Below are 19,570 nucleotides of genomic sequence, written 5' to 3' on the forward strand. Positions count from 1 at the left end.
ATATGGTGCCTCGTAGTCTCGGGCTATTTTTAAAGGGTCAAACTTTTTTCAATATCAATTCCAAAACCAATTTACTGCCGAAATAGGCCAGTAATAATGAAGTAAAGCCTATAAGGGTCCACTGAATTGCGCTTTGTCCACGCCAGCCGTAGCGAATCCTGCCGAACAGTAGTGCGGAAAAAATTATCCAGGCCAGGATTGATAGTACGGTTTTATGCACCAAATGCTGTGCAAATAAATCCTCGACGAAAAAGAAGCCGGTGACCAATGATGCGGTCAAAAACAGTAATCCCGTCGCAATCATTTGAAACAGCAGCGATTCCATGGCCTGTAAAGGCGGTAAAGCCAACATGAAGCGTTTGGGGTGGTGATGGCGTAATTGTTGATCCTGAACGGCCAATAAAATGGCCTGTAAAGCAGCGATATTTAACAGGCTAAACGCTAATATCGATGTCAGGATATGGGTGCTCATTTGCCAATTATGATTAATCAGCAAGTGTGGTGTTGCCGGATAGCTCATATCTAAAGCCAGCATCGCTCCCGCCACTGGGAAAATCAATACGCCAAGTTTTGCTACCGGTTTGTCCAGCGAGGCAATTAACAGTAGAAGGCAAATAACCAAACCTGCCAGCGATGCCGTGCTGAAAAAGCTGAAGTTGAATCCTTCATGATTTTGCACGTTCATCACGGTATAGACACTATGCAGCCCTGCGCCAAGCCAAGCTAGTTGCATGGATAACTGGTGCTGTCTGGCTCCAAAGATTTCTCTAACGATGAATGTCGCGGCAATCGCATAGCTTAATATCGAAAATAGGCCGACGGGTGTGGTGTACATGGCGATGGCAGGGGAATAATCAAAAGGTGTTGCGATAGGGTTATGTTAAACTAAGCAGACCAATTGTTGTAATCCGTTTGTGTTGGCAGACATCCGCCGGAACCCTATAAAAATAAAGACGCAGCTATGTTTGATAATTTATCCGATCGCCTCAGTGGCACGCTAAAAAAAATTAAAGGCCAAGGTCGTCTGACCGAGAGCAATATCCAGGACGCCATGCGCGAAGTCCGAATGGCTTTGCTGGAGGCCGATGTTGCTTTGCCGGTGGTGACCGATTTTATCGATCAAGTTACTCAGCGCGCGTTGGGTCAGGAAGTTCAAACCAGTTTGACTCCCGGGCAGGCACTGATCAAGGTGGTGCAGTCTGAATTAGTCAAAGTGATGGGCTCGGCGAACGAAGAGCTGAACTTGCGTACCAATCCGCCGGCAATTGTATTGATGGCGGGCTTGCAAGGTGCCGGTAAAACCACTACGGTGGCAAAATTAGGCCGCCATCTGAAAGAAAAGAAAAAGAAAAAAGTTGGAGTGGTTAGCGTTGACGTTTATCGTCCTGCGGCGATCAAGCAGTTAGAGACATTAGCCGCTGATGTTGGCTTGAAGTTCTTCGAAAGCGATGCCAGCGAAAATCCGGTCGACATTGTTAATAGAGCTATAGATGCGGCAAAGCGTCAATTTTTAGACGTGGTTATCGTCGATACTGCCGGTCGTTTACATGTCGATGACGAGATGATGGCTGAGATCAAGGCTTTGCATGCCGCGATCAAGCCGATTGAGACCTTGTTCGTGGTTGATAGCATGACAGGCCAAGATGCTGCTAATACCGCTAAAGCTTTTCACGATGCCTTGCCTTTGACTGGTGTAATTCTGACCAAGGCCGACGGCGATGCGCGTGGCGGTGCGGCGCTTTCCATCAGGCATATTACCGGCAAACCTATCAAGTTTATCGGTGTCGGCGAAAAAACCGATGCTTTGGAGCCTTTCTATCCTGATCGTCTTGCCTCCCGCATTTTGGGCATGGGCGATATGTTGTCGCTGATCGAGAATATCGAGCAAAATGTCGACAAGAAAAAGGCCGAGCAATTAGCCAAAAAGCTGCAAAAAGGCAAAAGCTTCGATTTGAACGATCTGAAGGAGCAGCTTGAACAAATGCAGAATATGGGCGGGCTTGGCGCGATGATGGATAAGCTGCCGGGTATGGGCGGAGTGCCCAAAGATATTAAGGATAAAGTCAACGACAAAGATCTGGCGCATCAGATTGCCGTAATCAACTCAATGACTAAGCAAGAGCGGCGTTTTCCCGATCTGATTAAAGGCGGTCGGAAGCAGCGTATCGCCGATGGTTGCGGCTTGGACTTGCAGGCTGTAAATCGTGTGCTGAAGCAGCATCAAATGATGGAAAAGATGATGAAAAAATTCAGCAAGGGCAATATTGCCAACATGATGCGCGGCTTGAAGAGCAATATGCGCGGCATGAGAATGTGATTGTCGTAATTTGTCCTTCACTTATTGTGAAAATCGCGTAGAATAGTTTGATTAAGTTTTTTGATTCAATGTTATTTAAGGTATCCAAATGGTAAGCATTCGTTTGTCCAGAGGCGGCGCTAAGAATCGTCCTTTCTATCACGTTGTTGTTACCGACAGCAGAAGCAGTCGAGATGGTCGTTACATTGAGCGCATAGGTTTTTTCAATCCTTTAGCCCGCGGTGGTGAGCAAAGATTGGTATTGGATAGCGAACGCGTCCAATACTGGAAATCCAATGGCGCGCAACCTACTGATCGCGTCGCTAGATTGATCAAAGACGCCGATAAAGCAGCCGCTTAATTTTAGTTTTGCCAGCAGGGGAATTTTTGAACGTCGGTCAAGTGTCCGGCGTTTTTGGTGTAAAAGGATGGGTAAAAGTCTATTCTTTCACTGATCCCCGCGAAAATATATTGCAGTATTCGCCGTGGATTCTCCAAAAGAATAGCCAAATCCAAGAAGTTAAATTGCTTGGTGGCAGGCGGCAAGGCAGCTTAGTTGTCGCAGAATTGCAAGGCATTAACGATAGAGATCTTGCCGCTGAGTTGATGGGGGCTGATATTCTGATACGCAAGCAACAACTACCCAAAGCCAGCGATGGCGAATATTATTGGGCCGATCTGATTGGACTGGAAGTACGCAATCAAGAAGGTTGCAAATTAGGCAAGGTTGATCATTTGTTAGAAACTGGCGCTAATGATGTGTTGGTAGTAGTTGATGGCGACGTAGAGCGCCTGATTCCGTTTTTGCAGCAGAGTACTATTTTAAAAATTGATCTTGACGATGGTCTGATTATCGTCGATTGGGATCCTGACTTTTAACTCTCAAGGCATGCGTTTCGATGTTATCAGTCTCTTTCCTGATATGGTATCGGATGCCGCTGGTTACGGGGTAACTGGTAGAGCAATTGAGCGAGGCTTGGTTGATTTGTCCGTTTGGAATCCTCGTGATTACACGCACGATAAACACCGGACAGTGGATGATAGACCTTATGGCGGCGGGCCGGGCATGGTAATGAAATGCCAACCTTTGCTCGACGCGGTAGATGCAGCCAAACAGCATAATGCCTTGGCTAATAGCAAAGTGATTTGCTTGAGTCCGCAGGGGCGTTTGCTTAATCAGGAGTTGTTGTTGGATGCGAGTTGCTATGACCAATTGATCCTCGTATCCGGTCGCTATGAAGGTATAGACGAGCGTTTTATCCAGCATGCTTGCGACGAAGAATGGTCGCTGGGGGATTACGTCATCAGTGGTGGCGAGCTGGCAGCCTTGATAGTAATCGATGCAGTTACCAGGCTAATTCCTGGCGTACTTGGCGACGAAGAATCTGCTAAACAAGATTCGCATTTTGATGGGTTGTTGGATTGTCCGCATTATACGCGGCCCGAGCATAGTGATATTGGCGACGTCCCGGATGTACTGCTCGGCGGAAATCATGCCGACATCAAACGATGGCGTATGAAACAGGCGTTGGGACGGACTTGGTCGAGGCGCCCGGATATGCTTGGAAAAGTAACATTAAGCGCAGAGCAGGATGCTTTGTTGAAAGAATTTAGAACTGAAGTTGTTTAATAGGGTGTGGTTATGAGTAAAATTATTGAAGAATTGGAAGCTGAACAGCTGAAAAAAGATGTACCGGAATTCGGACCTGGCGACACTGTCGTGGTGCAAGTTAGAGTAACTGAAGGCACGCGGGAAAGATTACAGGCTTTTGAAGGCATCGTGATTGCTAAACGTAATCGCGGTTTGAATTCAGCATTTACCGTCAGAAAAATTTCGCATGGCGTGGGTGTTGAGCGTGTTTTCCAAACCCACAGTCCATCGGTTGGCAGTATTGAAGTGAAACGTCGCGGTGACGTTCGTCGCGCTAAACTTTATTATCTGCGCGACTTGGCTGGTAAAGCCGCACGTATCAAAGAGAAACTTTCTTAATACGTTGCAATCTGGTTCGTTTATAGCGAATCAGTTAATCAGAAAAGGCGGCCTGCTTAGCTGCCTTTTTTTTTGCCGATAGCAAGAGAGAAGTGATGCCTTTACATATCGTTTGGCAAACTGTTGCGGATGGCGAAGAGTCCTTGCTCGCAGTGCCACTACTCGATGCGGAATTGAGATTAACCATGGTCGGTGAAATCATTACGGATGCCTCTTGGCATGTTGGTGGCGAGTTAACCAAGACTTTGTCATCGCAGGCTGCCCGCGTGCAAAGTTATCTGTTAAACCCGATGCAAACTGAGCTGCATGTCAACTTGCTAAGCCAGGGTAGCGCATACGCCAATGCCGTTTGGAGCGCGCTATTGGCCATTCCCGTCGGGCAAGCAGAAACATACTCGGGATTGGCTGAGAAGTTGGGCTCAGGACCTAGGGCAATAGCAGGAGCTTGCCGCAATAACCCTTATGCGGGGATTATCCCGTGTCATCGGGTGGTGGCAAAGCGTGGCATCGGCGGTTTTATGGGGCAGGCTGATGGCGAGTTTGTCGCGCTTAAACACCGTTTACTTGAGTACGAGCGTGGTTTGGGATTGGCCGGGGAATGAATTCGGCGCAGACCATAGAGTCTTTCTTAAACGCGTTATGGCTGGAATTTGGATTAAGCGACAATACGCTATCGGCTTATGGCTGCGATCTCAAATTGTTTGCGAAGTGGCTGAAGGATAAGGATATAACGACTGTTGACGAAACGACGATCAAGCGCTTTTTGGCTAACCGACAGCAACAAGGTATAACCAGTCGTTCGTCGGCCAGAATAGTGTCCTGTTTGCGGCGCTTTTACGGTTATCTGCTGCGCGAAGGTAAGATTAATATCGATCCTACTCAATTGATAGATGCGCCACAGCTTGGTCGCACGTTGCCGGATTCGTTGTCGGAAGCCGACGTCGAGTTATTGTTAAACGCTCCGGAAATTACCGATAAGTTGGGTTTCAGGGATAGAACCATGCTCGAAATGCTTTACGCCACCGGGCTGCGGGTTTCAGAATTAGTCGAACTTAAGTTCGGTCAAATCAATTTCCGGCAAGGTTGTCTGCGTATCGTCGGCAAAGGTGACAAAGAACGCCTGGTGCCGGTTGGCGAAGAAGCCATGGATTGGACCGAGCGCTATTTGTCTACTGCCAGACAAGCAATTCTGGGAAATAGACAAAGCGACTATCTGTTTGTTACCAACCGGGGCACATCTATGACCAGACAGGCTTTTTGGCATATTATCAAGCGCTATGCCGCGCTGGCCGGTATCGATAAACATCTGTCGCCGCATACACTGCGCCATGCGTTCGCCACGCATTTGTTGAATCATGGTGCTGACCTTCGAGTCGTACAACTATTGCTTGGTCATTCGGATTTATCCACTACCCAAATTTATACGCATATTGCCCAACAGCGTTTGAAAGCGTTACATACCCAACATCATCCAAGAGGCTAACTATGACTGCATCGATTCATCCAACTGCTTTTATCGAAACCGGCGCCAGGCTTGGAGAAAATGTCAGCGTTGGGCCGTTTGCGGTGATAGAAGCGGGGGCTTTGATTGGCGCAAATAGTCAAATAGGCGCCCATGCCGTAGTGCATGCGCATGTCAAAATGGGCGACGGTAATGTGTTACATCCACACGCGGTATTGGGCGGATTACCGCAGGACTTGGGGTTTGATGCGCAAACCGAGTCGTGGCTGGAGATTGGCGACAATAACGTGTTTCGAGAAGGATTTACCGCGCATAGGGCTACAGTAGCTGGCAGCGCTACCAGGATCGGGTCAGGTTGCTATTTCATGAATAACAGCCACGTCGCCCATGATTGCTCGGTGGGCGATAAAACTATTTTTGCCAATAATGTGGCGATTGGCGGCCATGTAGAGGTTGGTCATAACGTGTTTATGGGCGGCGCGGTAGTTGTACATCAATTTTGCCGGATCGGCGCTTACGCCATCGTGCAAGGAACAACAGGGATTAACATGGATGTGATCCCGTTTATGCTGATAGGTGGCCGGCCCGCGAAGCATTATCGGCTCAACATCGTGGGATTAAGACGAGCCGGTATAGTGGGCGAGAATTACAAAGTACTTTCCGCCGCGTTCAGATTGTTGAAAAATAAAAAAAGCCTTGAAGAATTGCAATCTACCGAAGAGCTGCAATACTTACGGCGTTGGTTGGCAGTCGATTCCAAACGTGGATTGCACGGATTTATCGATGTTACCAACTGAATAGAATAGTCAGGGGCAATGCCGTAGGAATTTAACCAATTAGTTCCGGAAGCTATAGTTGCAAGCCAGTCCGCTAACAGACAGCAAGATTTATCATGAAAATACAAGTAATCGATAACATCGGTCAAATCCAGCCACTGATGCTGATGGCGGAAGCGGATGTTGCTTTCTATTCAGATGAGATTCAGGCCCTTAATGCTGCCGAACAGCTCCAACCCAACATCATTTTGCTGAATTTTGCATTGCGCGGTAGCAAAACGCCCGACTATACCAACTTGTTATTAGCGGCCAGTCCGACCAGTAATATCGTGATCATCGGCGATGACTTACATGAAGAGCAAATTCTGCACTGCGTGCTGGCCGGTGCCAAGGGCTATCAAAACAGTCTGTCATTGGCGGCCTATATCAATAGAATGATCCATGCAGTCGCCGCGGGCGAGGCTTGGTTGAGCCGTAAGATCGTCGCTTACCTTCTGGACGCCATTCACCGGAATTATTCGGTTCAAGCAATTAGCTAAAAGTGCAAACCCGCTTCGAAATAAAAAGTTTGTCCGGCGATGGGCAAATTGTAAGGATAGCTGGATGTAGCCGGTTCCTTTCCGCGGCTATCGAATAGGTTCCGAGCCGATGCAGTTAGATCCAGATAGCCCATCAGTTTTTTAGCATTTAAAGTTAAATCGACCGTTTCATAATCTTTCAAAACGCGCGTATCTCCTGGGCTGCTAAGGCGGTGACCTATCCAGTTGATTTGCGTTTGAAGCTGCCATTTTGGCGCAAAATTCCAAGCGAGTGCGGTGTAAACATGATGTTCGGGGACATTGCTAACCCGGGTATGAGTCGCTTCGTTGCGGGCAAATTGCCACGCATAGTTACCGCGTAGATTCCAATCTGAGTGAAACTTCCAATCCCATTCAAACTCGCTGCCGTAGCCGTCTTGACCTGACGTGTTACGCTCGGTCAGGGTGCCTGCGCCGGAAATCGGGCCGCTAATCAAATCGCGGATCTCATAATGGTACAAATTCAACGCGGTTCTCAGATTCTTCGTCGGACGATAATCGAATGCCAGTTCGGTAGTTGAGATGGTTTCCGGGCTCAAAGCCGGATTGCCAAGGAAAAGTGGGCTATTTTGCTGATACTGCTCTAAAAAGCTTGGCGCTCTATAAGCCTGACCATAGAGCAATTTAGTAGTCAATTCAGAATTGATGTTCCAGACCAGTGCGGCGCGGGGGTTCAATGTGCCGCCAAAGTCGGAATAGTGGTCAAAGCGCAAACCGGTGGTCAGGTGCCAGTCTTCGGCAAATTGCCATTCGTCTTGTATCGCCGCGGACCAGATGTCGCGATGATGGTCGTCGATAAATGTAAGAGGGGTCCCGGTTAAGTCTTGTAAGCCGCCGGCAAGGTTGATGGCGGGAAATGCAGATAGCCCGGCGCCGTTGATAACGCCTACGCCATAATTGCGCGCTTCCTGAGTGTTCATTTCCTCATAGCGGAAACCGGCGATCATGCGGATCAAATGATCGGAGAAACCTTTGTAAATACTAGTGAACTCAAAACTGGGTACGGTATTTTTAAAACCGGCTACGAAACGTAGGCCCTCTGGAAATAGAATTAAGCCTCTAGTCGACGCCAGCTGGTCGGTGACGTTGCCGTCCGCGCCAGTTGGTAAAACCGATCCAGCCGGAAAACCGTATATATTGGCCGAGACATCGGTATGTAAAAAGCTGGCGTGAGCTTGCAATTCCCAGTTTTCCATGTCGTCCTCGGTCGAGTAACGCACATCCGCCAAGTAATTGCTGCCATTGCCCTTGCCTTTGTTATCCAGGGCACCATAGGCGCCGGAGCGAAAGCCGTAATCTGATTCGTTAAAGGCCCAAAAGCCCAAATCCCAATGCTTGCGCTGTAAATTGAGATGGCCGTTCCAGCGTTCGTTTTGGGTTTGCATGGGGCCGGGAGCTAGCGATATATTCGTACCCAATACTTGGTCGACTTGGGTTTGCGCGTCGGCAGCGATGACCCGATCCGGATCGACACCGTTATGGCTATATTGCAGGCTGCCTGCTACATCCCAGCCTTGCCATTTGCCACCGTATTGGCCCCAAGTGCTTTTAGTATCGGCGTTACCGCCGCGTGCGCCGACCGTGACGCCATCAATATCCGCTGCCTTTTTGGTGACGATATTAATCACACCCGCGAAGGCGTCCGCGCCGTAAAGCGCCGACCCCGGCCCTCGGATCACCTCGACGCGTTGAATATTTTCGACGGGAATAATCATCCCAGCCATATGCGTGCCCTGATAAGGCACGGAGAAACGCGTGCCGTTAAGCATGAGCAATACTTCGGCATTGGTTTCGTTGCGCATGCCGCGCATCGTGTAACTATAATCGTTAGTGACCGGTTGGATCGTAACATGCATGCCAGGTACGGTTTCCAGCACCTCGTGCAGATCGGTAGCACCCATCGTGGCAATTTGCTCGGCGGTGATAACGGTGGTCACTGCTGCCGATTGCGACACCGATTTGGCGGTGCCCGAGGCAATGCTCACTGAAATATTGGCTAACTCCGCAGGCGATAAATCCAGCAGTTCATTTACAGTTTGTTCTGCATGGGCCTGCTGACCGACGAGACTAAGGACTAGAGAGTGTTTGAAAAGCTGCTTCTTGACTGTTTTCAGCATAGGATTTCTCATAATTCCCGCAGGGGTACCGGCTTGGCAATACCGTAGCCTTGCGCGTAATTCACACCCAAGGTTTGTAGTAGATCGAAAATATTTTGGTTCTCCACAAATTCGGCGATGGTCTTTTTGCCCATTACATGAGCGACCTCGTTAATGGCCTTAACCATAGTCAAATCTACCCGATCATCCAGTATGTCTTTTACAAACAGCCCGTCTATTTTTAAATAATCGACCGGTAGGTTCTTTAGATAAGCAAATGACGACAAGCCGCTGCCGAAGTCGTCCAGGGAAAAAGAACAGCCCTTTTGGCGCAGCGAATCGATAAATTGCCGAGCATAGGAAAGATTGCTGATGGCAGCTGTTTCGGTGATTTCGAAACAAATTTTGTGGGTTGGTATCTGCCATTTGCGGAATTGCTCATCGATAAAGCCCAGCATGGCTTGGTCCGACAGCGACAAACCGGACAGATTGACCGAGCACATTTCCAAACGATCCAGGAAGCCGGGCGTAGTCGCCAAGTACTGGAACAAACGGGAGATCACCCAGCGGTCTAAAGGCGAAGCCATGTTGTAGCGTTCTGCGGCAGGTAGAAAAGCACCGGGCGGAATCACCTTATCTTGATCGTCTCGGTAGCGGATCAAGGTTTCGAAATGCAGACCGCCGCGATTAGCTGCTATAGGCACGATCAATTGACCGAATAACTGGAAGCGGTCTCGCTCGATTCCCATGCGGATTTTTTCCACCCATTGCATTTCGCCTTGTCGGAGTGTCAGCTCTTCGTCGTCCGGACTAAAGATATGTACCCGGTTGCGGCCTTTTTCCTTGGCGGCGTAACAGGCGGCATCGGCTTCTTTCAATACATCCACGGCATTGCCGCAGGCGCGATTGATTGGGGCGATGCCGATACTCACCCCGATGTTGAAACTACGGTTTTCCCAGGCAAATTGGAAGTCGCATACCGCATTGCGCAGTTTTTCGCCGGTGATGATGGCTTGTTCGAGGGAGCAATACGACATCAGGATGCCGAATTCGTCGCCGCCCAGTCTAGCCAATATGTCCATTCTGCGCACTTGTTGGCGCAATACTTCGCCGAGCTGCCTTAGTAGCTCGTCGCCCGCCAGATGGCCGCAGGTATCGTTGACGATTTTGAATTGATCCAGATCCAAATAACATAAAACGTGGTGGCTGTCGTTGGCTTGCGCCTCTAACACCAAATTCTGAATATGGATGTCGAATTGGCGGCGGTTGACCAGGCCGGTCAATTCGTCGTGGCTGGCCTGATAAGCGATTTTTTCCGAGAGGCGTCGGGTTTCGGTAATGTCTTCGCAAACCAGTAACAGGTGCGAACGATTGTTTTCGTCTTTCACCAAGCGCGCGGTTTCCCTGGCCCAGATAATGTTACCATTGCGGCAGATGATGCGGCTTTCCAGCTTATGTACTTGCTCGGGATGATTACGGCAGATTTGGAAGAACTGGTTACAGTTGTTTATATCTTCGGGATGGGCGAAGTTGAAAATAGAGCAGCCTTGCAGTTCCTCAACGCTTAAACCCAGCTGGCGGGCGCCGAAGCGGTTTACCGAGATGATTTGCCCTTGCATATCCAGGTTAAACACCATGGTCGGATTGTTGTCGTACAAGGCCTGGAAGTTATTTTTGACGCTAATCAAGGCTTTGTTTTGAATCTCCACGGTATCCAGCATACCGTTGAACGCATCGACCAAAATTCCCATTTCATCATTGCTGTGCTTGGCTGCTCGCAAGGAATAGTCGTGTTCCTGGCTGACTTTTTGCGCGGTTTTAGCCAGTTGGGCGATGGGCTTGGCCACCCGGTTTAACAAGGGTGCGGTCAGAAAAAACGTAATAGACAAAGCGACAAACAATACAATCAGGACGACGCCGACAAATTGCAATTCTCGCCAGAACGCGGCACTGAGGTCGGAGGATAGAAAAATCCCGCCGACAATTTCGTCATCCAGGCGCATGGGCTGATAAACATAAAGGTTGAGTTTATCGAAATAATTACGCAAGCCATGCGATACGACCGGGCAGGTAGCGGATTGCTTGTCCAGCGAGGTGAATAACTGACCTCTTTTGGTGTAGACGCAAGCGCTGCGCAAATCGGGGAGATTATTCAAGGACACGAGGTTTTCCTTGGCCAAATTCGCGTCGTCAAACATCACTGCGGCGACACTTCGGTTGGCAATCAGGCTGGCAACGGCGATTAAGTCGTTTTGGGCTTTGCGCTTTACTTCGGTGACGTTCACCGTTACCAAAATCACCAAGGCCAACAGCATGGAAAATAGACTGGAGGTAATGGCGATGCTAAACAATTTGCCTTTGATGGATAGCCGCGAGAAGAATCTACTCATGCTCGGCCCCCTCCACCAGTATGGCAACCTCGATGAGTTTGGCGCTGACGTTAAAACCGCTTTGCTTCAAAGCCTTGAGGTTGAGGTGCAGTTTGACTTTGCCGTCGTCGAGCGCAAAGCCGATCATGCCGCCGGATTCGGCAAAAAACGGCTCGCTGCTGACCGTTAGTGACTTTTTCAGGGAGCCGACCAGTAACACGCCTGGTAAAGCAAGGTCTGAGCGCTGCTCGGGATTGTCGAAATAGACGATATCGCAATCTTTCGCCTGTTTGGGAGTATCGAACTTGAACAACCGAATGGGTTTTTCCTGAACGGTCTTGCTCTCCAGCGGGCTCAGCAGACTCCCGAAGGGGTCGTGGCCGATAATGCAGATATTAAAGGTGGGGCTGGCTTTTTCCGGCCAAGTAATGAATTTGGTGAAGTTATAAAGATAGGCTGCCTTGACCTTATACTCCAGGTTCAGTTCGTCTGCCGGCGAAGGCTGACTGACAAAGCAAAATAATATTACCCACTTTACGAGCTCAAAGGCGCGCCGCAACGACAATGCGTCATCAGTGGAAAAGACGGAAACCAAGGTTATTCCCTACCGGATAAAATCATCAGGCAAGGATAGTTGAAAAATTATCGGTTGCTTAAAAATCCCCGCAAGGCCCGAATCATATAGGCATGATCGAGTACGCCGGCGCTTTCGCGAATGCTGTGCATGGCCCACATTGGCGACCCCACATCGACACTGCGTATGCCTAATTTCGCAGAGGCTATCGGGCCTATCGTGCTGCCGCAGGGCAAGTCGCCGTGATGCGCGTATTTTTGATAAGGCACCTCGGCTTTTTGGCAAATGCGGATGAAAGTAGCCTCTGAAATACATTCAGAGGCATAACGATGGTTAACATTTACCTTGATGACCGGTCCGTGATTGACGATGATTTTGTGGCCGGGTTCGTAGGCACCGGGAAAGTTTGGTTGATAGGCATGCGCCATATCGGCGCTGATCATAAAGCTATTGGCTAGCGAGCGCCGGTAGTCGTCCGGGGTATTGCCGACTGCGTTGGCGATGCGCGCAAGCACATCGGGCAGGAAACTGCCGGCCGCGCCCTTGCAGCTCTCACTGCCGATTTCCTCATGGTCGAAAAACGCGCAGACCAGCGTACTGTTGCTATCCAGTGTCGGCGCATCCAGCAAAGCCGTCAGTCCGGCATGGCAAGACGCCAGATTGTCCAATTGGCTATCGGCATAAAACAGTTGCCCGTCACCCCAAAGAGTACCTTTCTGGGTGTCGTAGGCATTCAGCTCCCAACTTAAAATTCGCTCGGCAGCAATGCCGCTAGCGTGTTCCAGCAATTGCCGAAACTTGTCAGTGGGTAATTGTTGCTCGACACTGGCCGAGAAAATTAGCGGCAACTCGCTTTGCTTTTTCAGCTTTAAGCCGTCTTCGTTGACGCCGCGGTTCATATGAATCGCCAGATTAGGCAGGCGTAGCAGCGGTTCGGCGAAGCGCAGCAGTCGGCTGGCGATGTTGCCGTCGCTATCCAGATAGGCAATGCGGCCGGCCAGACTCAGGTCACGATCAGCAAACGTGGCGAGAATCGGGCCACCGTATACTTCAACAGCCAAACGCAACAGATTGTCCGAGTCGAGCAGCGGCTGCGGTTTGACGCGCAGCCCCGGCGAATCGGTATGGGCGCCGAGTATTTTGAAGCCGGTTTCCGCCAAGGCTTGTTTACCGATGACGAATGCGGCAATTGAAGAATCGTCTCTGATCACATAGTAGCGCCCGCCGCTAGCCAATGACCATGCATCGCTTTCCCGGATGCGTTGGAATTGATGCGCCTGCAAGCGCTCTTCTATGCTGGCGACCGCATGCCAAGGGCTGGGACTGGCGTCGATGAAATCCAGTAAGTCTTGGGCTTGGTGCTGGGCTGTCATCATTGCTTATCCAGCGTTAGCGCCACGGAATTGATGCAATAGCGCAGTCCGGTTGGTTGCGGGCCGTCTTCGAACACATGCCCCAGATGGGCGCCGCAGGATTGGCAGGTTACTTCTACCCGGCGCATGCCATGGCTGTTATCGGGATGCTGATCCAGACTTTCCGAATTTAGCGGGTCCCAAAAGCTGGGCCAGCCGCAGCCGGAGTGAAATTTTTGCTCGGAGGTGAATAAGGCGTGACCGCAGCAGACACAGCGGTAGATACCGGCTTCGTCGCAGTCGGTATATTTGCCAGTAAATGGTGGTTCGGTGCCTTTTTCCCGGCAGACATGATATTGCTCGGGAGTTAGCTTCTCGCGCCAGGCTTGTTCATTATCGTGTTTCTCGGTCATCTTGGTGTTCCGCAGGCTAGGTGTAGTGGGCATTGTACTCAGTCTACCTCGGCATAAAAAGCAATCAAAAGCCGGGAATATTTCAGTTGATTACATCAGGAGGTTCTAATATTCTTGAGCTGCATGGTTTTGAAGCTTATAACAACAATATAAAAATAATAAATTCGCAGATAATCTTCATCTAAACAGCAGCGAGGAGAATGGCATGGCAAGAATTGTAGTGTTGGGTGCGGGGATCGGCGGTGTGCCGATGGCTTACGAAATGAAGGAAACAGTGGGAAATGCGCATGAAGTCGTGGTGATTTCCGATTCGCCGACTTTCCACTTTGTGCCCTCCAACCCTTGGGTGCCGCCGAAATGGCGCAAACCCGAGGATTTGAAAATCGAGCTGGCGCCGGTGATGGCAAAAAAGGGGATCAACTTTATTCAAAAGGCCGCAATCAAAGTCGATCCGGCCAACAACAAAATTGATCTAGCTGATGGTTCCTCGGTTGAATACCACTTTTTAATCATCGCTACCGGTCCACGCCTGGCCTTCGATGAAGTGCCCGGCCTTGGGCCGCACGGTGGGCATACGTCATCGGTCTGCCATGTCGATCACGCGGCATTGGCTGCCGAGGACTGGGATAGATTTATGACCGAACCCGGTCCGATTGTGGTGGGCGCGGTCCAAGGTGCGTCCTGCTTCGGCCCGGCTTACGAATATCTGATGATTCTGGAAACCGAGCTGCGTAAACGCAAAATCCGCGACAAAGTGCCGATGACTTTTGTCACCTCCGAGCCCTATATCGGCCACTTGGGCTTGGGTGGGGTCGGCGATACCAAAGGTTTGCTGGAAAGCGCGTTGCGCGACAAAACCATCAAATGGATTACCAATGCCAAGGTGGATCGTATCGAAGCCGGCATGATGTATGTCACCGAAGTCGATGAAGAGGGTAACGAAAAGAAAAAACACGAAGTGCCGTTTAAACACTCGATGATGCTGCCGGCTTTTACCGGTGTCGATGCGGTGCGACACTCCGGCGCGGAAGGTTTGACCAACCCGCGTGGTTTCGTGATTGTCGATCAACATCAGCGCAATCCGACTTACAAAAACATTTATTCGGTCGGGGTCTGCATCGCCTTGCCGCCGGTGGAAAAAACCCCGGTGCCGACCGGCACCCCGAAAACCGGTTACATGATCGAGTCGATGGTTACCGCCACGGCCCATAATATTCGCGACGAACTGGCCGGCAAACAACCGTCTGATATACCCAGTTTAAGCGCGTTGTGCCTGGCCGATTTGGGCGACACCGGCGTGGCGTTTTTGGCCGTGCCGCAAATTCCGCCCAGAAATACCACCTGGTCCAACCATGGCAAATGGGTGCATCTGGCGAAAATCGGTTTTGAGAAATACTTCATGCGCAAGATTAAAAACGGCATCAGCGAGCCGTTTTACGAACGCATGATATTGAAATTCCTGGGTGTGGTTCGTTTGAAATAGGAGGCTATATGTCTATCGATCGCGTGGTAATGGCGTTTGCCGGCTCGTTTATCCTGATCAGTCTGGCGCTGGCGCACTGGCATTCGCCGAATTGGCTGTGGTTTACCGCGTTCGTCGGGGCCAATCTGTTGCAAGCATCGTTCAGCGGTTTTTGTCCGTTGGCGATTATTCTGAAAAAATTGGGTGTTAAGCCGGGGAGCGCGTTTTGAGTTGTTAGATTTTTGCTGGGGAATTGGGTTGGTAGCGTTTATACCAACCCTGGCAGCATGTTGATGAGGGGGTTAACTCGAGCATTAACCGCTCAGCTAACAGAGGAATCCTACACCAGCCTGACCCGCAATTTTAGCTGCTAGTTTCTCGAAATCTTCATAGCAACTTCTAACTGCTTCAATATGGGCGCCAATCGCACCATCAGCGGATTTCAGAAAAAAGATCGGTTTACGTGCTTCCATTGCCATGGGCATAAGGCTGCGGTAGTGTTTGAGCATGGATAGACAATATGGATCTTGTTCCACAACAAGTCCAGAACCGCTTTGCTCATCCAGTACGTCAGTTCGATAAACATCTGGAATACGTTCCATCCATCGTTTATAGGCTTTCACCGGGCGCGTGCTCATCGTACTGTGTTGCATTACGATATAACCGATCGGTTGCATAGAACCTTTGGGCATTGATAGATCGGAAGGTGCTGTTGGAAGAATCTCACTCCACACCCTTCGCCATTCTCGCAAAGTGGGCCCGAGGTTTTTGAGACCTTGCAAAGAAAAGAGATCGGGAGCCAAAGGCAAGCAAACTTGATCGGAAGCAATTAGTGCTGAACGGTTGATCGCTCCCAAATTGGGGCCAACATCTATGAACACTATTTCCGCTCCCCAGTCCGCTCCTTGCTGAATCAACCGATGAAAAGCCGTCATGGATCGAAAAGCCGACTCATCGTTGTTACGACAGCGCGGCCACGCATCGGAAAGTTTATCCTCAAATCTTGAAAGGCCCAGATCACCGGCTATAAGGCCAAGTCGTTCAGTAATCATTTCGACATGTGGCTTGTTAATATCACCTATGCCTCGCAGAATGGGGCGAATTGATCCGTACACAGTGTCGGGATGTTCTGCATCCGGCCAAAGCTCTTCCAGCCTATTCTCATCCAGAAACATACTGGTAAGGTTGGCTTGGGGATCAAGATCAGCCGCCAGAGTTTTAATGCCATGGTCTGCAAACATCCAAGCCAAATGATAAACGAGGGATGTTTTACCTACGCCGCCTTTGTTGTTAAAAAAAGCGACTGTCTTCATGTCAGCCTCCGGTAAACCTTAACTAGTACCGTATGCTCATCGAACACGAACTCGGCCGGACGATTGCCGTTCTGCGCTAACAGAGCTTGTGCTCTTTGAACGCCGTAACCGAACCTGTTTACAAAACCGAGCGATTTCATTGCCTCGGCAATAATCGGATTCCGATAACTATTGCGCGTTGGGAAGTTTTCCGGCGTTGCTTCACCATACAAACCGCCCGGGCTATGAATTTCGATGTGATCACTGAACATATAAAAGCGAATTGGCGTATTGCTGTCGTAGTTGCGATGCATCACTGCATTCATCAACAATTCCCTTAAGGCCCATTCAGGATAATCCGGGAGTAGTTTCTCGGCAAGTAAGCTGGTTGGGCGCATGCTGGTCTGGATAATGCTTTTTAGCCTGACCTCCAATTCGCGCAGTACTGAATGAAGATCGCCGGAAATTTCAGCCTGATCATCAGGCAGTTCGGTAAGCGTAGTGTTGGGAACCTTGAGATATTGGACATATGCCCCCGGCAGGAAAAAACGCGGGTTTTTGCCAAATAACAAAATGCCGGCATGAGAAGGACATTGTCGCTCCGGATCGTAAAGCCGAAAAGAGGCTAATTGTTGTTCGATGGGTCGATGGTTGGCAGCGATGGTTTCTGAATCGACCGCTTCGCGCCGATAAGCGTCGAATTGTCCTAGAGCCAGATCACTGATTGTTGATTCCGGGCAGGGGCGAGCGTCGAACGAGCGAGCCATGGCGACTCGGCGTTCGCTGAGGATGCGTTCTTCCTGTTCGGTGGCAATGGCTTTGCGCGGTCCGACCCTGATCCATACCCGGCCTTTGTAGCGCACCGGCGGCAGATCGGACGGCAAGACTTCGACGACTGCGATGTCGCCGTCGGCAAAGGAAAACTTGCTGACGGTCATGGGGGGTTGCGGTAGAACGTTGCCATCGGATCTGATGCCGCCGAGATTTTTCAATAATTCATCATTGACAGTCAAGCCGGCGAGTGTGCCATCGTCTTTAACGCCAATTAGTAAGTAACCGGGTTGTTTGTGATTGGGTAAGTTATTGGCGAAAGCGCATATCGCTTCGCAAAACTTGTCGGTTTTATTGATCGACTCAGTTCTTTCGATGTTGTCGGCTTCTAGTTTCAGTAACAAATCACGTAGGTGGCTTTCGGTCAACATAAGGGGATACAAGGTCAGTAGAGCCGTAATAGTTAGATGATCGGTCGATTATGGCAAGTTAACCGAACGACCAGCAAGCTAATAACAACAGCAATTGGCGATATTGGTCGTCCTCTCCGTGCTGATTGTAGTCATCATTCCTCCGTAAGCTCCGGTTTGTCGTGTTTGCTACAATTTAAATTCAATAAAACCAGATAAAAATCAGTGTCTTATCAAATGGCACACCGGTTGCTTTGTTATTAACAAAAAGCGAGGTGTCATGCCATGAAATCGACCAAAGACATTGCGGAACTGCTGGACGAACCGGCTTGCGAGCATAACAAGAAGGAAAAGTCCGGCTGCGCCAAACCCAAACCCGGCTCGGCGGCTGGCGGATGTGCTTTCGATGGTGCACAGATTGCACTATTACCGATCGCTGACGTCGCGCACATTGTTCACGGCCCTATCGCCTGTGCCGGAAGTTCTTGGGACAACCGCGGCACCCGTTCTTCCGGCTCAGAATTATACCGTATCGGTATGACCACCGATCTGACTGAGCAAGACGTGGTAATGGGGCGTAGCGAAAAACGCCTGTTCCACGCCATCAAACAAGCCATCGAGACCTATAACCCGCCGGCCGTGTTTATCTATAACACGTGCGTGCCGGCTTTGGTGGGCGACGATATTAATGCTACCTGCAAATCCGCCGCCGAACGCTGGGGCGTGCCGGTTGTGCCTATCGATTGCGCCGGCTTCTACGGCACCAAAAACCTGGGTAACCGCATCGCCGGCGACGCGATGGTCAACCATGTAATCGGTACCCGTGACCCCGACCCATTACCGCCTGGTACCGAACGGCCAGGCATCAAGGTGCACGACGTCAATCTGGTCGGCGAATACAACATCGCCGGCGAGTTCTGGCATGTGTTGCCGCTGCTAGATGAAATGGGTCTGCGCGTATTGTGTACCCTGTCCGGCGATGCCCGTTTCCGCGAAGTGCAAACCATGCACAAAGCCGAAGTCAACATGATGGTGTGTTCCAAAGCCATGGTCAACGTAGCCCGTAAGCTACAACAAAGCTATGGCACACCCTGGTTCGAAGGCAGTTTTTACGGCATTACCGATACTAGCCAAGCCTTGCGCGACTTCGCCAGGGTGATAAACGATCCTGATTTAATCGAGCGCACCGAAGCCATCATCGCCAGGGAAGAAAACCGCATCCGCGAAGCCTTGGCGCCCTGGAGAGAACGCCTAAAAGGCAAACGCGTGTTGCTGTTTACCGGCGGCGTGAAAAGCTGGTCGGTGATCTCGGCGCTGCAAGATTTAGGCATGGTCGTGGTGGCCACCGGCACCAAGAAATCCACCGAGGAAGACAAAGCGCGGATTCGCGAACTGATGGGCGAAGACACCCTGATGATCGAAGACGGTAGCCCGAAAGCCTTGTTAAAAGTCGTTGCAGATTACAAAGCCGATATTCTGATCGCCGGCGGCCGGAATATGTACACAGCGTTGAAAGCGCGCATCCCGTTCCTGGACATCAACCAAGAGCGCGAGTTCGGCTACGAAGGCTATCAAGGCATGCTGGAGCTGGTCAGACAATTGGCCTTGACCTTGGAAAGCCCGGTTTGGGAAGCCGTGCGGGCCACACCGCCTTGGCGCACTGGCGGCCTGAAAAAGTCGGCTGCCGCAGAGATTCAAGCAGAGCCTTTATCGGCTCAGGCAGCATAAC

At 50.3% G+C, this 19,570-nt stretch carries 20 protein-coding genes; 12 read left to right on the plus strand and 8 right to left on the minus strand.

Features of this window, described 5'->3' with window-relative positions:
* Positions 1-37: 37 nt before the first annotated feature.
* The gene (locus tag G006_RS0119260; protein WP_020484861.1) at positions 38-835 is read right to left on the minus strand and encodes a cytochrome C assembly family protein; all 798 of its coding nucleotides are present in this window, start codon (positions 833-835) and stop codon (positions 38-40) included.
* 126 nt (positions 836-961) lie between these two features.
* Between G006_RS0119260 and ffh the strand changes: the two genes are divergently transcribed.
* From ffh to G006_RS0119305, 9 genes are all read left to right on the plus strand, one after another.
* A complete protein-coding gene (gene ffh / locus G006_RS0119265; protein ID WP_020484862.1) occupies positions 962-2,317 on the plus strand; it encodes a signal recognition particle protein in 1,356 nt (451 codons plus the stop codon).
* A gap of 88 nt (positions 2,318-2,405) precedes the next feature.
* On the plus strand, positions 2,406-2,657 hold the full coding sequence (gene rpsP, locus G006_RS0119270) for a 30S ribosomal protein S16 (RefSeq protein WP_020484863.1): 252 nt from the start codon (positions 2,406-2,408) through the stop codon (positions 2,655-2,657).
* A gap of 26 nt (positions 2,658-2,683) precedes the next feature.
* On the plus strand, positions 2,684-3,175 hold the full coding sequence (gene rimM, locus G006_RS0119275) for a ribosome maturation factor RimM (RefSeq protein WP_020484864.1): 492 nt from the start codon (positions 2,684-2,686) through the stop codon (positions 3,173-3,175).
* 10 nt (positions 3,176-3,185) lie between these two features.
* Positions 3,186-3,926 (plus strand): tRNA (guanosine(37)-N1)-methyltransferase TrmD, encoded by a 741-nt coding sequence (gene trmD / locus G006_RS0119280; protein WP_026147178.1) that lies wholly within the window; start codon positions 3,186-3,188, stop codon positions 3,924-3,926.
* Between the two features lie 12 nt (positions 3,927-3,938).
* Positions 3,939-4,286, plus strand: coding sequence for a 50S ribosomal protein L19 (gene rplS, locus G006_RS0119285; RefSeq protein WP_020484866.1), 348 nt, complete (start codon positions 3,939-3,941; stop codon positions 4,284-4,286).
* A 95-nt stretch (positions 4,287-4,381) separates the two neighbouring features.
* The gene (locus G006_RS0119290; RefSeq protein WP_020484867.1) at positions 4,382-4,888 is read left to right on the plus strand and encodes a methylated-DNA--[protein]-cysteine S-methyltransferase; all 507 of its coding nucleotides are present in this window, start codon (positions 4,382-4,384) and stop codon (positions 4,886-4,888) included.
* Positions 4,885-5,769: a site-specific tyrosine recombinase XerD gene (xerD, locus tag G006_RS0119295; protein ID WP_020484868.1), complete on the plus strand. Its 885-nt coding sequence runs from the start codon at positions 4,885-4,887 to the stop codon at positions 5,767-5,769. The genes G006_RS0119290 and xerD overlap by 4 nt, the downstream gene beginning before the upstream one ends.
* 2 nt (positions 5,770-5,771) lie before the next feature.
* A complete protein-coding gene (gene lpxA / locus G006_RS0119300; protein ID WP_020484869.1) occupies positions 5,772-6,545 on the plus strand; it encodes an acyl-ACP--UDP-N-acetylglucosamine O-acyltransferase in 774 nt (257 codons plus the stop codon).
* A gap of 95 nt (positions 6,546-6,640) precedes the next feature.
* The gene (locus G006_RS0119305; RefSeq protein WP_020484870.1) at positions 6,641-7,063 is read left to right on the plus strand and encodes a response regulator transcription factor; all 423 of its coding nucleotides are present in this window, start codon (positions 6,641-6,643) and stop codon (positions 7,061-7,063) included.
* On the opposite strand, the gene G006_RS0119310 is transcribed toward G006_RS0119305, so the two are convergent.
* The 5 genes from G006_RS0119310 to msrB are packed head-to-tail and all read right to left on the minus strand — an operon-like array spanning position 7,060 to position 13,906.
* Complete coding sequence (locus G006_RS0119310; RefSeq protein WP_020484871.1) at positions 7,060-9,219, minus strand: TonB-dependent receptor plug domain-containing protein; 2,160 nt, start codon at positions 9,217-9,219, stop codon at positions 7,060-7,062. The two genes, G006_RS0119305 and G006_RS0119310, sit on opposite strands and share 4 nt — an antisense overlap.
* Before the next feature lie 8 nt (positions 9,220-9,227).
* Positions 9,228-11,588 carry an EAL domain-containing protein gene (locus G006_RS0119315; RefSeq protein WP_020484872.1) on the minus strand — a complete coding sequence of 787 codons (2,361 nt, stop codon included), beginning with the start codon at positions 11,586-11,588 and terminating at the stop codon, positions 9,228-9,230.
* A complete protein-coding gene (locus G006_RS0119320) occupies positions 11,581-12,162 on the minus strand; it encodes a YfiR family protein (protein WP_020484873.1) in 582 nt (193 codons plus the stop codon). The genes G006_RS0119315 and G006_RS0119320 overlap by 8 nt, the downstream gene beginning before the upstream one ends.
* 47 nt (positions 12,163-12,209) lie before the next feature.
* Positions 12,210-13,514: a M18 family aminopeptidase gene (locus tag G006_RS0119325; protein ID WP_026147179.1), complete on the minus strand. Its 1,305-nt coding sequence runs from the start codon at positions 13,512-13,514 to the stop codon at positions 12,210-12,212.
* The gene (gene msrB, locus G006_RS0119330; protein ID WP_020484875.1) at positions 13,514-13,906 is read right to left on the minus strand and encodes a peptide-methionine (R)-S-oxide reductase MsrB; all 393 of its coding nucleotides are present in this window, start codon (positions 13,904-13,906) and stop codon (positions 13,514-13,516) included. The genes G006_RS0119325 and msrB overlap by 1 nt, the downstream gene beginning before the upstream one ends.
* A 205-nt stretch (positions 13,907-14,111) precedes the next feature.
* Here msrB and G006_RS0119335 point away from each other — a divergent pair, with 205 nt between their 5' ends.
* Together G006_RS0119335 and G006_RS0119340 are read left to right on the plus strand one after the other, a co-directional pair.
* On the plus strand, positions 14,112-15,389 hold the full coding sequence (locus G006_RS0119335; RefSeq protein ID WP_020484876.1) for an NAD(P)/FAD-dependent oxidoreductase: 1,278 nt from the start codon (positions 14,112-14,114) through the stop codon (positions 15,387-15,389).
* An 8-nt stretch (positions 15,390-15,397) separates the two neighbouring features.
* Complete coding sequence (locus tag G006_RS0119340; RefSeq protein ID WP_020484877.1) at positions 15,398-15,598, plus strand: YgaP family membrane protein; 201 nt, start codon at positions 15,398-15,400, stop codon at positions 15,596-15,598.
* A 96-nt stretch (positions 15,599-15,694) separates the two neighbouring features.
* Here the strand turns inward: G006_RS0119340 and G006_RS0119345 are convergent, their stop codons facing one another.
* Together G006_RS0119345 and G006_RS0119350 are read right to left on the minus strand one after the other, a co-directional pair.
* On the minus strand, positions 15,695-16,681 hold the full coding sequence (locus G006_RS0119345) for a ParA family protein (RefSeq protein WP_020484878.1): 987 nt from the start codon (positions 16,679-16,681) through the stop codon (positions 15,695-15,697).
* On the minus strand, positions 16,678-17,862 hold the full coding sequence (locus tag G006_RS0119350) for an RNA-binding domain-containing protein (RefSeq protein WP_020484879.1): 1,185 nt from the start codon (positions 17,860-17,862) through the stop codon (positions 16,678-16,680). The genes G006_RS0119345 and G006_RS0119350 overlap by 4 nt, the downstream gene beginning before the upstream one ends.
* 264 nt (positions 17,863-18,126) lie before the next feature.
* Here G006_RS0119350 and nifE point away from each other — a divergent pair, with 264 nt between their 5' ends.
* Entirely contained in the window at positions 18,127-19,569 is a 1,443-nt protein-coding gene (nifE, locus tag G006_RS0119355) for a nitrogenase iron-molybdenum cofactor biosynthesis protein NifE (RefSeq protein WP_020484880.1), read from the plus strand.
* The last annotated feature ends 1 nt before the right edge of the window (position 19,570 follow it).

The sequence above is a fragment of the Methylomonas sp. MK1 genome (assembly GCF_000365425.1).
Lineage (GTDB): Bacteria > Pseudomonadota > Gammaproteobacteria > Methylococcales > Methylomonadaceae > Methylomonas.

Excerpts from the sequence above, each read along its gene's own strand:
- xerD (WP_020484868.1), top strand. The coding sequence starts at position 4,885 with ATGAATTCGGCGCAGACCATAGAGTCTTTCTTAAACGCGTTATGGCTG.
- G006_RS0119340 (WP_020484877.1), top strand. The coding sequence starts at position 15,398 with ATGTCTATCGATCGCGTGGTAATGGCGTTTGCCGGCTCGTTTATCCTG.
- nifE (WP_020484880.1), top strand. The coding sequence starts at position 18,127 with ATGAAATCGACCAAAGACATTGCGGAACTGCTGGACGAACCGGCTTGC.
- G006_RS0119325 (WP_026147179.1), bottom strand. The coding sequence starts at position 13,514 with ATGACAGCCCAGCACCAAGCCCAAGACTTACTGGATTTCATCGACGCC.
- G006_RS0119305 (WP_020484870.1), top strand. The coding sequence starts at position 6,641 with ATGAAAATACAAGTAATCGATAACATCGGTCAAATCCAGCCACTGATG.
- G006_RS0119260 (WP_020484861.1), bottom strand. The coding sequence starts at position 835 with ATGTACACCACACCCGTCGGCCTATTTTCGATATTAAGCTATGCGATT.
- G006_RS0119315 (WP_020484872.1), bottom strand. The coding sequence starts at position 11,588 with ATGAGTAGATTCTTCTCGCGGCTATCCATCAAAGGCAAATTGTTTAGC.
- G006_RS0119310 (WP_020484871.1), bottom strand. The coding sequence starts at position 9,219 with ATGCTGAAAACAGTCAAGAAGCAGCTTTTCAAACACTCTCTAGTCCTT.
- msrB (WP_020484875.1), bottom strand. The coding sequence starts at position 13,906 with ATGACCGAGAAACACGATAATGAACAAGCCTGGCGCGAGAAGCTAACT.
- rplS (WP_020484866.1), top strand. The coding sequence starts at position 3,939 with ATGAGTAAAATTATTGAAGAATTGGAAGCTGAACAGCTGAAAAAAGAT.
- trmD (WP_026147178.1), top strand. The coding sequence starts at position 3,186 with ATGCGTTTCGATGTTATCAGTCTCTTTCCTGATATGGTATCGGATGCC.
- lpxA (WP_020484869.1), top strand. The coding sequence starts at position 5,772 with ATGACTGCATCGATTCATCCAACTGCTTTTATCGAAACCGGCGCCAGG.
- G006_RS0119350 (WP_020484879.1), bottom strand. The coding sequence starts at position 17,862 with ATGTTGACCGAAAGCCACCTACGTGATTTGTTACTGAAACTAGAAGCC.
- G006_RS0119335 (WP_020484876.1), top strand. The coding sequence starts at position 14,112 with ATGGCAAGAATTGTAGTGTTGGGTGCGGGGATCGGCGGTGTGCCGATG.
- G006_RS0119290 (WP_020484867.1), top strand. The coding sequence starts at position 4,382 with ATGCCTTTACATATCGTTTGGCAAACTGTTGCGGATGGCGAAGAGTCC.
- ffh (WP_020484862.1), top strand. The coding sequence starts at position 962 with ATGTTTGATAATTTATCCGATCGCCTCAGTGGCACGCTAAAAAAAATT.
- rpsP (WP_020484863.1), top strand. The coding sequence starts at position 2,406 with ATGGTAAGCATTCGTTTGTCCAGAGGCGGCGCTAAGAATCGTCCTTTC.
- G006_RS0119345 (WP_020484878.1), bottom strand. The coding sequence starts at position 16,681 with ATGAAGACAGTCGCTTTTTTTAACAACAAAGGCGGCGTAGGTAAAACA.